This is a genomic window from Marinobacter daepoensis DSM 16072, from assembly GCF_000421165.1.
Lineage (GTDB): Bacteria > Pseudomonadota > Gammaproteobacteria > Pseudomonadales > Oleiphilaceae > Marinobacter > Marinobacter daepoensis.
The window spans coordinates 331042-344833 of record NZ_ATWI01000011.1 but is presented as its reverse complement, the minus strand read 5'-3'; the positions used below and the strand labels follow the sequence as shown (position 1 = coordinate 344833).

Below are 13792 nucleotides of genomic sequence, written 5' to 3'. Positions count from 1 at the left end.
GGGGGCGACCTTTTTTCACGCAGTGCAGATCAGTTACTAGCCAACCGGTCTTTGGGCAACTTGAACGTCCAGACCATACCGCCCTGGTTGAAGTCCTTGACCACCTTGGCAACTTCGCCACCCCAGAGTGGCACCGCGCCGCCCCAGCCGGAAGCCACGGAAACGTACTGCTCGCCATCCATGGTCCAGGTTACCGGAGTGCCCACAACACCGGAGCCGGTATTGAAGCGGTAGAGTTCTTCACCGGTTTTCGCATCAAATGCTTTCAGGTGGCCTTCAGGGGTACCGGTAAAGACCAGCCCACCCGCCGTGGCCATCACACCACCCCACAATGGCGCGGTGTTCTCATAACGCCAGACTTCCTTACCGGTTTTCGGGTCCATAGCCCGAAGCACACCGATGTAATCCTCATTGGCCGGCTTGATGGTAAAACCAGCACCAAGGAACGCCGCGCCCTTCTTGTAAGAGACCGGTTCGTTCCAGATATCCATGGACCACTCATTCGAAGGCACGTAGAACAGGCCTGTCTGCTGGCTATAGGCCATAGGCATCCAGTTCTTGCCGCCCAGGAACGCGGGCTGTGCAACCACCGTCTCGCCTTTTTTGCCATCCATATCTGCAGGATTACCCGGGCGCCCACCGTCGGCGTATATTGGCCGGCCGGTTTCAGGGTCCAGCCCCTTGGCCCAGGTGATCTTGTCGACGAACGGGAAACCGCGAATGAAATCACCGTTTTCACGGTTCAGAACGTAAAAGAAGCCGTTACGATCTGCCGTCGCCGCCGCCTTAACGGTTTTACCCTTTTCTTTGTAATCGAAGGAGATCAGCTCGTTAACACCATCATAATCCCAGCCGTCGTTCGGGGTGGTCTGGAAGTGCCATTTGATGCTGCCATCATCCGGATCAATCGCCAGCCGGGATGACGAGAACAGGTTGTCACCCGGGCGCAAATGCGAGTTCCAGGGTGCCGGGTTACCAGTGCCGAAGAACAGCGAATCGGTATCCGCGTCGTAGGTTCCGCCAAGCCATGTGGCAGCACCACCGTTTTTCCACATTTCACCGGGCCAGGTTACTCCGGCCTTACCTCCGGAAATGCCGTTCTCAATTTTTTTGCCGTCTTTGTACACGTAGCCCATGTGGCCTTCCACCGTCGGACGGGTCCAGACCAGGTCACCGGTGTTCGCATCGTAGGCTTCCACCTTACCGACAATCCCGAATTCACCCCCGGAAACGCCGGTAATTACTTTACCCCTGACGATGATCGGCGCCGCCGTGATGGCATAACCCGCCTGGTAATCGGCGACTTTCTTGATCCATACCGGCTTGCCAGTGTCTTTGTTCAGGGCAACCAGCTTGGCGTCCAGAGTCCCGAAGATCACCTTGTCACCGTAGATGGCTGCACCCCGGTTGACCACGTCGCAGCAAGGCATGATGCCATCTGGCAAACGGGCATCGTACTGCCAGATTTCCTCGCCTGTCCGGGCGTCTACGGCATAGATACGGGAGTAGGATGCTGTCACGTACATGACCCCATCCTTGACCAGCGGCTGAGACTCCTGGCCACGCATTTTTTCACTGCCAAATGAGAAAGCCCAGGCCGGCTGCAGGTAGCGCACGTTGCGGGTGTTCAGATCTTCCAGCGTACTGTAGCGCTGGCCCTGGGTTCCCATGCCGTAACTGACGATATCTTCCGGCGTTTTGTGGTCGTTGATGATGTCTTCGTCGGTTACCGCATAGGCCCCGTAGGATACGGCCATCGCCAGGGCACTGGCTGCGATGCGAATACCGAACTTGTTAGTTCTCATGGTTGCGCTCTCCAAGTCTCTTGTTTTCGGTTTCTCGGCGAACCGGGAACTTTTCCCGCCTCTGGAGAGATTCTTTGCCCTGAGACGAAAAGCAACAATTGCCCCGCAGCACAGGTTTTCTCATCACTTGGTATTACTACCCGAAAAAAGCCCGCCATTGGCGGGCTTTCCTGCTACCGGCTGCCCTCTGCCCGGGCAATAGCCTCCTCATCCAGAAAGTTCCGATAGTACCCCGGCACACTGTAACGAAGATTCAGGCCGGCCATGAGTTCGTTCATTTCACCACTTTTAACCAGCTTGTCGACAATGGCTTCCAGGGCATACCCCAACTGGCGGTGCGTGTGTTTAATGGCCAGTCCCACATCCCACACCTGTTTGCCAATACCCGGAAAACCATTACTCGCGGCCCGGAACTTCGAGTTCTCCGCTTTCGCCAGTTCATGGTCAATTTCCGACCGCATGCCCATCACCGCACTGACCTCGCCGCTTCTCATCGCCCGAAACGCATCCTCAACGCTTTTAAAATGACGCACCTGCTCGCGCATTCGCCCAGCCAGTGCCGACGTCAGATAAAAATCCGGAAGGGTATCGATCTCTACACCAATCCGGTTGTATTGAAAAACAGCCACGGTCTCGACCGAATCCAGCCGGGCCGGATCGAAGGCGATCTGCCAGGTTTCCTGCTGGTAAGGCCCAAACAACACCACCTGTTCGTTGATGTACTCGCCGGTTGAGTCCTGCATATAGGCATAAGTTTTATCGTAAGGTACCCGCAACATCACATCCGCGAGCCGTCGCTTGGCCAGATAATGGCCTTTCCAGACGTTGTTCCTCAGGTCATCCCCAAGATTCTCATCCGGCACAATCCAGTGAACCTTGAACTCAACCCCCATCTCCTGGGCGATTCTCCGGCCAAGCGCCACATCAACCCCCATCGGCTCGCCATCCACCTCGTAGGAATAGGGGGGGAAATCCTGATACATCCCGACCTTCAGGTAACCGGATTCCAGAATAATGTCGTAGGTCCGGTCCGCTGGCCGGTTTAGCAGACGATCTCCGTCGTCCACCTCCTGGGCGATAACGATCTGGGTAAACAACAGCAGTGCAAGAACGCGCGCGAGTCTTCTCATTGTTTTTCTCCCAACGACGACGGGCCGGCACAAGGCCAGCCCAAATCATTCATTCTCAACACGATAGGTGAGTCATCACTCCGGCTTGGGCAGTGATTCCACATAGCTCCGGATCGCCCACATGGCATTCTGGTCCAGCGTGTTTTTCCAGGAAGGCATGCCGCGATCCGTCCCATTGCGAACGCGGTTGATGAAGTACTCATCGTCCCACTCAGTGAGTTCCCGCAAGTCGGGTGTCAGCCCGCCAGACATGGCACGAATTCCGTGACAACCGGCACAGTTACCGGCGTAGGCGCTTTCGCCGATCTCAACGGCCTGGCTATTCATCTCGCCAAACTCATTGCCTTCCCGGAACGGATTCTCCATCCGCACCTCATCTCCGAGCGTCGGCAGGTTGCCCGTATCCACTTCCTGTGGTGTAACGTTCCCGTGCGCAAACACCAGCCCGGCCAGGCCAAGCATGGACGCAGTCACCAGTGCTTTGAGTGAAAAGGACATCGCCATTGTTGTTACCTCTGTTATTGAATTCCCCTTGGTTGGCTATTGGATTTATCGGTTGCCAACGTTCTGCCTTCCAGTCTAAAAACCCCCACTGCCAGACCGAATGCCACTTTGGGGGTTTTGGCTTAGTTCCTTGGTAGTAGACGCTGAGAGCGAAGGCCAAAGCATGAGACACAGGCTCGCCCACCCAAAACGCGCCGGTTATCATAAAGAAAGCAACCAACCGGGAAGTTTTCCCGGTTTTTCGAGACTTTTTCCCGATCTCCGCGCGACTTTTTCCGTCGCTACTTCTCCTTACCCGGGCCAATACTCGGGGGCGTCGATGCCATGAGCAAGACGATGGTTACAACAAAAACCAAGGGGAAAACTATGAACATCAGAACTCGCAAACACCCGCTGCTGCGGGGCATAGGTCTGGCCCTGGCGCTGGGGTCTACGGCCGGAATGGTCAGCCTGGCCCACGCCAAAGACGTCACCTGGGAAGACATCGCCAATGACGCCCAAACACCTGAAAACGTGCTCGGCTATGGCATTGGCCCCAAGGCCCAGCGTTACAGCCCGATGACCACCATCAACCGGGATAACGTGGAGCGCCTGGTACCGGCCTGGTCTTTCTCCTTTGGCGATGAAAAACAGCGGGGGCAGGAGTCCCAGGCGCTGGTTCATGACGGTGTCATCTACGTGACCGGTTCTTACTCCCGTCTGTTTGCTCTGGATGCGAAAAGCGGGGAACTTCTCTGGGAATACAACCATCGCCTGCCGGAAGGTATCCGCCCTTGCTGCGACGTGGTCAACCGCGGGGCAGCCATCTTTGGTGACAAGGTATTCTTTGGCACTCTGGATGCGGGCATCGTTGCCCTCAACAAGGATACCGGGAAGATTGCGTGGCGTGAGAAGTTTGGCGACCACGAAGCGGGCTACACAATGACCGGCGCCCCAACTCTGGTGAAAGACCAGAAAACCGGTAAGGTTCTGCTGATTCACGGTTCCTCTGGCGATGAGTTCGGGGTGGTCGGCAAGTTGTTCGCCCGCGACCCGGATACTGGCAAGGAAGTCTGGATGCGGCCATTTGTCGAAGGCCACTACGGCCGCCTCAACGGTGAGAAGAGCACACCCACTGGCGACCCCCGGGCACCCAGCTGGCCAGACGATCCGAACACCGAAACCGGCAAGGTCGAGGCCTGGAGCCACGGCGGTGGCGCCCCCTGGCAGAGCGCCAGCTTTGATGCCGAGACCAACACCATCATCATCGGCGCTGGCAACCCGGCGCCCTGGAACACCTGGAAACGCACATCCCCTGGCGGTGATCCCGCGGACTACGACAACCTCTATACCTCTGGCCAGGTTGGTGTTGACCCGACAACCGGCGAAGTGAAGTGGTTCTATCAGCACACACCGAACGATGCCTGGGACTTCTCCGGCAATAACGAACTGGTGCTGTTCGAATACGATGAAAATGGAAAAACCGTGAAGGCCACCGCCCACGCAGACCGAAACGGGTTCTTCTACGTGGTGGACCGGGAAAACGGCAAGTTCAAGAAAGGCTTTCCGTTCGTAGACAACATCACCTGGGCCACAGGCATCGGTGAAGATGGCCGCCCAATGGAAGTGGAAGGGCAGCGTCCACCACCCGTTCCTGAGGGCGAAACCCGCGGCGAGTCCGTTGAGGTTTCACCACCGTTCCTGGGCGGTAAGAACTGGAACCCGATGGCCTACAGCCAGGATACCGGCCTGTTCTATGTACCGGCCAACCACTGGAAAGAAGACTACTGGACAGAAGAAGTCACCTACAAGAAAGGGGCGGCTTATCTGGGCCAGGGCTTCCGGATCAAACGCATGTACGACGATCACGTCGGCATCCTGCGCGCCATGAACCCCATCACCGGCGACATCGAGTGGGAACACAAAGAGAAAATGCCACTCTGGGCGGGCGTGCTTGCAACCAAAGGTGGCCTGGTGTTTACCGGTACCGGCAACGGGTACCTCAAAGCCTTTGATGCCGAGACCGGCGAGGAGCTCTGGAAGTTCCAGACCGGCTCCGGAATCATCTCCTCCCCGATTACCTGGGAGATGGACGGTGAACAGTACATTGGCGTGGCCTCCGGCTATGGCGGTGCGGTTCCACTCTGGGGAGGCGACATGGCAGAGCTGACCAAACCGATTTCTCAGGGTGGGTCATTCTGGGTCTTCAAGATGCCTTCCTGGGCACAAGCTTCGCGCTGAGTTTCCGCCGGACTGGGCCTGGCGCATCGCCGGGCCCCTTTTTACCACCCCTACTTCCGGAGTCCCCTATGAAACCTGTCGTTACTGCATCAATGCTGATGTTCCTGAACCCGGCCCTGGCCGCGGACTACATGGCCGGCGAGGACCAGACACCGGTAATCAATGGCTGCACACTGGAGCGGGAAGCCGACTGTGCCGGTGCCGACCTCAGAGGCGCCAACCTGTCCAACCTGGACCTGCGATCCGCCAATTTCCAGGGGGCTAATCTGTCCGGAGCCAATCTGAGCCACACCAGCCTCCGGGGCGCCAACCTTGATGGCGCTAACCTCGACAACGTCACCGGATTTCGGGCACAGCTCTACCGGGCGAGCCTGCGGGGCGCCTCCGTTCGGAATGCCCGCTTGCAGGGAATGCAGGCAGAATATCTGTTCGCCCAAGGCGCTGACTTCACTGGCAGCGATCTGACCGGCGCCAATTTCGATTTTTCACGGTTTTCCGGCACCACCCTCCGGAACACCAATCTGTCCTACAGCAGTTTCGAGATTGCCTGGCTCCCCAAAGCCAATCTTGAGGGAGCCAACCTGACCGGCGCCAATCTGCAGGAGGCCAAAATGGGGCTGGCAAACCTGGCAAACGCGGACCTTTCCGGAACCCGCATTCACTACGCCACATTTGAGGGCACCCACATGGAAGGGTGCACGGCCTGCCCGTTCGACTGGTGAATCAGAGGCGGGCTCAGACCCGCCTGCTCTCCTCAAGCTGACCATAACGAATCAGCCCGGCATCCACCGCCAGGTGTATCAGTTCAACGGAAGAAGCCACCTGCAACTTACTTTTGAGCCCTGCCAGATGGTTTGACACGGTTTTGTTACTCACGCACAGGCGCTTGGCAATGCCTGTCACACTCTCACCACGAACGTACATCAACAGCACCTCCATTTCCCGCTGGGTCATGTCTTTGAGCCGGTGATCCACCGGTCGTTCGCGATTCATCGCCAGGCGAGTGGCAATCGGGTGCTCAATGTAGGGCTGCCCGGCAGCGACCCGCTTCACCGCTTCCGCCAACTCCTCCGGCGCGCAGCTCTTTGAGACAAACCCCAGGCCGCCGACATCCAGAGCCTGGCGCACCATAGGCAGTTCATCGTGCATGGTGAAAAACAGAATAGCGGCACCACGCCAACGCTGGCGAATACGGCGGCCGACTTCCAACCCGGAGATGTCCGGCAAGCCAACATCCAGCAACACGACGTCTGGGCGCAGCTCACCGTATCGTGCTACTGCTTCCTGCCCGTTTTCAATCTCGGTAATCGCCACCGCAGGAAGCAACGACCGCAGGAGATTGGCAATGCCCTGGCGGACCACCTGATGGTCATCCACAATCATCAACTTCATATTACCCCTCCCGTGGTTACAGCCAGACCGGGCAGTGGCACCGCCAGCCTGACCCGTGTCCCTTCCCCAAGACGACTCAGAATCTGAAACTCTCCGCCCAGGCAGCGAGCCCTCTCACGCATGGAGCGCACCCCCAGGCCAGCATTTCCGGGCAGGCTATCACTGCCCACCCCATCGTCCCGGACTTCAACACTCAAGGCCTGATCAACACTGGCCACCGACAGAGTCGCCTGCGACGCCTGAGCATGTCGCGAGACATTGTTCAGCGCTTCCTGCAGAAAACGGTAGAGATGCGTTTGCTGCTCCCCGCTGAACGCCGGTAACTGCTCATCCATCGACAAGTGGCATTCCAGACCGCTGAGTTGCTGCCATTGTTCCGCCAGATGACGGATCGCACTGGCAAGCCCTAACTGCTCCATCACCAGAGGATGCAGGTCCTGCAGCAGGTGACGAAAATGTTTCTGAACCGTCTCACAGTGCCCGGCAAGATCCCGGACCCGGTTTTTCTGCGCCTCTCCCAGCTCCGGATCGTAAAGCAGGCTAAGGGACTGGGCCCGGATTCCGGTCAGGTACTGGCCCAGATCGTCGTGCAGAACCCGGGCAATCTGCTCTCGCTCCCGATCCTGTAACTGCAGAAGTTCGTTCAGCAGCCGACCAACCGTTTGCTGCTCGCGCTCCAATGCCTCCGCCATGGAGTTGAACCGCCACACCAGAGCGTCAAGCTCGCGCTCTGGCCGGGGCTGGAGACGTGACGTCAATTGCCCCTCAGAGACATCTTTCATGGCCTCAGCCACTGTCGACAGCGTTCGGAGACCGCTGCGCACCATCGCATACAGGGCGACAAAACAAAGCGTCATACCAACCGCGTAGGCCAGTGACACAAGCACAAACCCTTCCCAGATTTCCTCAATTTCATCGGCCGGATCTACCTGCCAGCCGTTCACCACAAAACGCTCCGGCTCCCCGGCCATCAACGCAGAAAACCAGCCGGGAACGCCTGGCACCCGGCCATTGACGCCGTCCGCCACAGGTTTTAAATGGCGCACCCCGGACACCACTGAGGCCAGCAGGGTCGAGGGCTCCCCCAGCGAAGAAGCCAGGCCCGCAACGCCTGCCATTTCACGTGCAACGTCGTGTCTTGCCTGTTGCAGATACAGGAGCGCTCCCAGCAGGTAAACCACCACAAACACGGCCAGCATCGACAGGGAAATTTTCCGGTATACCGTCATTCTTGTTGTCTCGTCGTCGTTTCCGGTCTCGGTCTGACCATGCTAAAGCCGCCAGCTCCCACCGGAATAGTTCTTTAGTACCGGCACTTTCCTACTTTCTGAATATTCCCGGGAATTGTTCCCTTCACTAAGCTGGAATCACAACAATAAATCGGAGACCGTCATGCCTTTGTTATCCCGGATGGCCTTTGCATCTCTGCTCTCGATGAGCGCTGCGGGTTCCCTCCACGCCAACACGGTGGATGTGCAGATCGGCTACCTTCAATGGGGTCCCGACCAGGGCCCGGTGCTGTCCAACGTCATTCCCGAACCGGAAGACGCCGGGCTTCGGGGCGCCGAACTGGCCATTGAAGACAACAGCACAACCGGCAAATTTCTGGGTCACCGGTACTCGCTCCAGGCCGAAGTCTCGGATTCTGAGGCCGCCGCACTCGCGGCCTTCGAAACGTTGCAGCAAAACGGAACCAACCTGTTCGTGGTGAACGTACCCGCAAGCACGCTTCAGGCAATGGCAAACAAAGCAGAGGATCAGACCCTGATTTTCAACGCTGGCGCCAAGGACGATGCGCTGCGTACCGGGCAGTGCCACGTTAACCTGCTGCACACCACTCCCAGCTACGCCATGCTCACCGACGCCCTTGGCCAATGGCTGAACCAGCGACGCTGGAAAGAGGTATTCCTGATCACCGGCCCCACCGGGGAGGACAAAGCCTGGGCCGATGCCTTCCGCCGTTCCGCCAAACGCTTTGGACTGGACATTGTTCAGGACAAGCCCTGGACCTTTGATGCCGATCTGCGCCGGACCGCCGCCAAGGAGCTGCCAGCTTTTACCCAGGCCAGAGATTACGACGCGGTGGTGGTTGCCGACGTCCGCGGCGATTTTGGTGAATACGTGCCCTTCAACACCTGGCTGCCACGGCCGGTGGTTGGCACCCAGGGAATGACGCCTGTGACCTGGCATCGGGTGGTTGAAAGCTGGGGTGCGGCACAACTTCAGAACCGATTCCGCGAGCTCGCTAACCGCAACATGAACAGCGAAGACTATGCTGCCTGGGCCGCGATCCGCGCCATTGGTACGGCCGTTACCGCGCTCAGTAGTGCGAGTACCGACACCATTCGCCCTTACCTGTTCAGCGACAAGTTCCAGCTTGCCGCCTTCAAAGGCCGCAAGCTCACCTTTCGGGAATGGAATGGCCAGCTCCGGCAGCCCATTCCCCTGGTTCACCCCAGAGGGCTGGTGGCACGAGCCCCGTTCGAAGGCTTCCTGCACCCCAACACGGATATGGACACCCTCGGCTTCGACAGGCCGGAAAGCCAATGCCGGATCAACGACTGAGCCCGAGGCTCAGCCCGTTTAAAAACAAAAAGGAGTTACCTGATGAAATCGCTGTTCAAGCAGACCGCCCTGGCCGCCATGATCGGCCTGTCGACACCCGCGCTGGCCAGCCTGGCGTATGTCTCCAACGAGAAGGACAACACGTTGTCGATCATCGACACCGACACTCACGAAGTGGTGGAAACCATTGATGTCGGCCAGCGGCCCCGGGGCATTCTGCTCTCAAAGGACTACACCAAACTGTACATCTGCGCCAGCGATGACGACACGGTGCAGGTGTTTGACCTTGCCACCCGCAAGATTGTCGACACCCTGCCTTCAGGCGAAGATCCGGAGCAGTTCGCCCTGCACCCGAACAACAAACACCTGTACATCGCCAATGAAGACGACGCCATCGTGACGGTGGTCGATGTGGAAACCAAAGACGTGCTGGCCCAGATCGACGTGGGCATTGAGCCGGAAGGCATGGCGGTGAGCCCCGACGGAAAGTGGGCAGTGAACACCTCCGAGACCACCAGCATGCTGCACTGGATCAATACCGAGACCTTTGAAATCGAGAAAAACATTGTGGTGGGCCAGCGCCCGCGCCATGTGGAGTTCAGCAAAGACAGCAAGATTGCGTGGGCTTCTGCCGAGATCGGGGGGACTGTCCACATCATTGATGTGGATAATCTGGAACAGATTCACGAGATGACCTTCAAGGTGCCCGGTGTAAACCAGGACCGGGTCCAGCCCGTCGGCATCGAGCTGACGTCTGACGGCAAATACGCTTTCGTCGCTCTGGGCCCCTCCAACCATGTGGCTGTTGTCGATGCCAAAACGTATGAGGTGCTGGACTACCTGCTGGTGGGCGCCCGGGTCTGGCAACTGGATCTCGATAAGGATGAGAAGCACCTGTACACCACCAACGGTGTGTCCGGCGATGTCTCGATCATCGACATCAACGATATGAAGGTGATCAAATCCATCAAGGTTGGCCGCTACCCCTGGGGGGTGGTCATCGATCCGACTTCATGACCGTCGAAGCCGGTAACCTCAGCTTTCGCTACGGCGACAAGCCCGTATTGCGGGAGGTCAGCTTCGCGCTGACCTCCGGCCGCTTTCACGCGCTGCTGGGCCCCAACGGGGCGGGCAAGTCCACCCTGTTCGGCCTGCTGACCCGACTGCTCGCCCTGCAACAGGGGGATATCCGGCTGGCTGGCCAGTCACTCCGGAAACAACCCGCCGAGGCCATGCGAAAGATCGGCGTTGTGTTCCAGCAGAATGCGCTGGATCTGGACCTGACCGTGCGCCAGAACCTTCAGTACCACGCGGCCTTACATGGGTTATCCCGACGGGAAGCCCGGGAGCGGGGTGACCGCGAACTGGCCCGGTTCAGCTTGCTGGAGCGTGCCAACGACGCCGTGCGCACACTCAACGGCGGCCATCGTCGTCGGGTGGAAATCGCCCGCGCGCTACTTCACAACCCCTCCCTGTTGCTGCTGGATGAACCGACGGTGGGTCTGGACGTTGCCAGTCGCAAGGCACTGAATGATCACGTCCGCACCCTGTGCGAATCGGAGGGGCTTACCGTCCTCTGGGCAACGCACCTGATTGAAGAGGTGCGGCAGGACGACCGGGTGCTGATCCTCCATCAGGGTCAACTGCTGGCCAATGGCGACGGACACTCCATCTGCGAAGCCGAGGGCACGTCAACACTGGCAGAAACCTTCCATTCCCTGACGGGAGCCGGGGCCTCATGAAACCCGCACATTACTGGCACTGCCTTATCGGTATACAGACCCGGGAGTGGCTGCGCTTCTGGCAGCAACGCACCCGGTTTGCCAGCGCTCTGGTCCGCCCCCTGTTGTGGCTGGTTGTATTCGCTGCCGGCTTCCGGGCGGTACTGGGTATTTCCATCATTCCACCCTATGAGACTTACATTACCTACGAGACCTACATTGCGCCTGGGCTGTGCGGCATGATCATCTTGTTCAACAGCATGCAGGGCGCGCTCTCGATGGTGTACGACCGGGAGCTGGGCAGCATGCGGGTTCTGTTAATGAGCCCCCTGCCCAGGCCCTTTCTGCTGGTTACCAAACTGTTCGCCATGGGCGTGGTGTCCATCGGCCAGGTGTACGTATTCCTCTTGATGGCCTTGCTGGTGGATGTGGAACCACCTCTGTGGGGCTACCTGGCCGTCTTGCCGGCGCTGATCCTGAGCAGCCTGATGCTCGGTGCTCTTGGCCTGCTCATTGCCACTTGGATCAAACAACTGGAAAACTTCGCCGGAGTGATGAACTTTGTCATCTTCCCGATGTTTTTCATGTCCTCTGCACTGTATCCCTTGTGGCGCATGAACGAAGCCAGCCCCTGGCTGTACTGGATCTGCCAGTTCAATCCGTTCACCCATGCGGTAGAAGCCATCCGGTTCTCGCTGTATCTGGAGTGGAACCCTATGGCCTACGGCATCACCACGGCCGTGACGGTGGTACTGGCGTTACTGGCTACCGCCGGATTTCGCCCGCAGCGCACGAAGATTCTGGGCAGCAAGCCCACGTAAAGCCAAAAACCAGATCAGCGCCATGGCCAGGGTCACGACGACAATCGTTGGCCCGGCTGGCACGTCCCAGACCACCGAACAACCAATCGCCGCCAGATGCCCGGCAATCGCACAGCAGACGGCCAGAGCTGGCCGCTCCCCCAAACACGCTCCCAGAATCAAAGGAGTTATAATCAGCGTGGCAAACACCACATAGATGCCCGCCAACGAAACCGAATAGGTCACCGCCACTGCGAACACAGGCAGAAAGGCAACGCCGCTCATCCACGCGGAGCGCCAGCGTCCCAGCATCCAAACCAGGGTCGCAAGCATGGCGGTAGCCACCACCACAGGCCGGCCGGCCCAGAGCAGATCACCCGACGCCGCTCTCTGCAGCGCCTGAGCGCCATGGGGATCACCACTGACCAGCAACACCGCAAAACTCGCCCCAACGACATAAAGAAGACCAATCCACGCTTCTTTAGCCTCTCCCAGCCGCCGGAAGATCAGATGTACGACCCCGGACGCCAGCAACGCAAAGATCAGGCTGCTCAGCGGCGCACCAGCCAGGGCATAGGCCGGCAGCAATGCCAGGCCAGCCAGAGTGCCGAGCGACGCCCACTGGGCAATGGCCAGATCCGCGAAGATCACCCCCCGGGCAATCACCTGATAGCCCAACGGAACCAGCAGCAGGCAGAGCATCGCACTGCCCACTGCCGGCAGGATCAACCATTCATAGGCGTTCATGGGGTGGCTCCGGATTCACCCAGCTCAATCTGTCGGAGGATCCCGGTAATCAACCCACCCAGGGTTTCCGTCGGCGCCGTGCCAGTAACCGTTCCCGGCACAACCAGCACCGGCAGCCCGGTGTGCTCCGCCAGCCACTCCGCAGGCTGCGGGTCCTGGTGGCTGGCTATCAGGATGGCCCGCGCGCCCGCAAGCTCCGGCTTTTCAAGCAACTGGCTCAGGTGCCGGGCACTCGGTGGCAGCCCTGGTTTCGGTTCCAGGTCGGCGGCAATACCCAGGCCCAGCCATCGCAACAGGTAATTGAAACTGGCGTGCTGCACCACCACTGTCTGGCCCTGAAAGTCCTGTGCGCGGTCCCGCCACCCCGCGCGCAGTTGGTTCCAGTGCCCGCGCCAACGAATGTACCGGCCCAGAATGTCCGCGGACGATTCTGGCGCAAGCTCCCCAAGACGCTCTGCCAGCGCGCCGGCAATCTCCGGCAACTCATCCGGCGACAGATGCACATGCGGGTTACCTTCCGGATGAACATCCCCCATGCTGCGATCCACATGCTCATGAGGTGCGTGCAGCCGGGCGTGATCCGCCGCAAAAAACAACCCAGGGCGCCCGCGCTGTATTGCCGGATTGGCCGCTCGCTCCAGCAGCATCGGTAACCAGCCGGCTTCCAGCGACGCGCCGGTGCAGACCGCAAGATCTGCACGCCTGGCCGCCGCGATCAGGCTGGGCCGCGCTTCAATGTAATGAGGGTCCTGCAGGTAGCTGGTGGCCGTGGTCACTTTGGCGTCTGGTACCAGCTCACGAACCAGCGCCGCCCACTCGGGCTCACACGTAAACACGGTGAGCCGGGCCTGCACCGGGAGTGCCGCCAGCACAAGCAGGATCGTCAGGAGCCCCTTTCTGTAGATCAT

At 59.1% G+C, this 13792-nt stretch carries 13 protein-coding genes; 6 read left to right on the top strand and 7 right to left on the bottom strand.

Features of this window, described 5'->3' with window-relative positions; genetic code table 11:
- Positions 1–29: 29 nt before the first annotated feature.
- The 3 genes from K325_RS0113525 to pedF all read right to left on the bottom strand — a co-directional run bounded on the left by K325_RS0113525 (position 30) and on the right by pedF (position 3439).
- Positions 30–1805, bottom strand: coding sequence for a PQQ-dependent methanol/ethanol family dehydrogenase (locus K325_RS0113525; protein WP_029654809.1), 1776 nt, complete (start codon positions 1803–1805; stop codon positions 30–32).
- Positions 1806–1978: 173 nt separating this feature from the next.
- Complete coding sequence (locus tag K325_RS0113520) at positions 1979–2935, bottom strand: substrate-binding periplasmic protein (protein ID WP_036193553.1); 957 nt, start codon at positions 2933–2935, stop codon at positions 1979–1981.
- Between the two features lie 75 nt (positions 2936–3010).
- Positions 3011–3439: a cytochrome c-550 PedF gene (gene pedF / locus K325_RS0113515; protein WP_029654807.1), complete on the bottom strand. Its 429-nt coding sequence runs from the start codon at positions 3437–3439 to the stop codon at positions 3011–3013.
- A gap of 366 nt (positions 3440–3805) precedes the next feature.
- Here pedF and K325_RS0113510 point away from each other — a divergent pair, with 366 nt between their 5' ends.
- Positions 3806–5659 (top strand): methanol/ethanol family PQQ-dependent dehydrogenase, encoded by a 1854-nt coding sequence (locus K325_RS0113510; RefSeq protein ID WP_051146649.1) that lies wholly within the window; start codon positions 3806–3808, stop codon positions 5657–5659.
- Positions 5660–5727: 68 nt separating this feature from the next.
- Entirely contained in the window at positions 5728–6381 is a 654-nt protein-coding gene (locus K325_RS0113505) for a pentapeptide repeat-containing protein (protein WP_029654805.1), read from the top strand.
- 13 nt (positions 6382–6394) lie between these two features.
- Here the strand turns inward: K325_RS0113505 and K325_RS0113500 are convergent, their stop codons facing one another.
- Together K325_RS0113500 and K325_RS0113495 are read right to left on the bottom strand one after the other, a co-directional pair.
- Positions 6395–7051 carry a response regulator gene (locus K325_RS0113500; RefSeq protein ID WP_029654804.1) on the bottom strand — a complete coding sequence of 219 codons (657 nt, stop codon included), beginning with the start codon at positions 7049–7051 and terminating at the stop codon, positions 6395–6397.
- Positions 7048–8280: a sensor histidine kinase gene (locus K325_RS0113495; RefSeq protein ID WP_029654803.1), complete on the bottom strand. Its 1233-nt coding sequence runs from the start codon at positions 8278–8280 to the stop codon at positions 7048–7050. Before K325_RS0113495 ends, K325_RS0113500 begins: the two co-directional genes overlap by 4 nt.
- Before the next feature lie 163 nt (positions 8281–8443).
- Here K325_RS0113495 and K325_RS0113490 point away from each other — a divergent pair, with 163 nt between their 5' ends.
- The 4 genes from K325_RS0113490 to K325_RS0113475 are packed head-to-tail and all read left to right on the top strand — an operon-like array spanning position 8444 to position 12158.
- On the top strand, positions 8444–9616 hold the full coding sequence (locus tag K325_RS0113490) for an ABC transporter substrate-binding protein (protein WP_029654802.1): 1173 nt from the start codon (positions 8444–8446) through the stop codon (positions 9614–9616).
- Positions 9617–9658: 42 nt separating this feature from the next.
- Positions 9659–10633: a YVTN family beta-propeller repeat protein gene (locus K325_RS0113485; RefSeq protein ID WP_029654801.1), complete on the top strand. Its 975-nt coding sequence runs from the start codon at positions 9659–9661 to the stop codon at positions 10631–10633.
- Positions 10630–11358, top strand: a complete 729-nt coding sequence (locus K325_RS0113480; RefSeq protein ID WP_029654800.1) for an ABC transporter ATP-binding protein — start codon at positions 10630–10632, stop codon at positions 11356–11358. The genes K325_RS0113485 and K325_RS0113480 overlap by 4 nt, the downstream gene beginning before the upstream one ends.
- A complete protein-coding gene (locus tag K325_RS0113475) occupies positions 11355–12158 on the top strand; it encodes an ABC transporter permease (protein WP_029654799.1) in 804 nt (267 codons plus the stop codon). Before K325_RS0113480 ends, K325_RS0113475 begins: the two co-directional genes overlap by 4 nt.
- Here the strand turns inward: K325_RS0113475 and K325_RS0113470 are convergent.
- Both K325_RS0113470 and K325_RS0113465 read right to left on the bottom strand, forming a co-directional pair.
- Positions 12096–12884: an ABC transporter permease family protein gene (locus tag K325_RS0113470; protein WP_029654798.1), complete on the bottom strand. Its 789-nt coding sequence runs from the start codon at positions 12882–12884 to the stop codon at positions 12096–12098. The two genes, K325_RS0113475 and K325_RS0113470, sit on opposite strands and share 63 nt — an antisense overlap.
- The gene (locus K325_RS0113465; RefSeq protein WP_029654797.1) at positions 12881–13792 is read right to left on the bottom strand and encodes a metal ABC transporter substrate-binding protein; all 912 of its coding nucleotides are present in this window, start codon (positions 13790–13792) and stop codon (positions 12881–12883) included. The genes K325_RS0113470 and K325_RS0113465 overlap by 4 nt, the downstream gene beginning before the upstream one ends.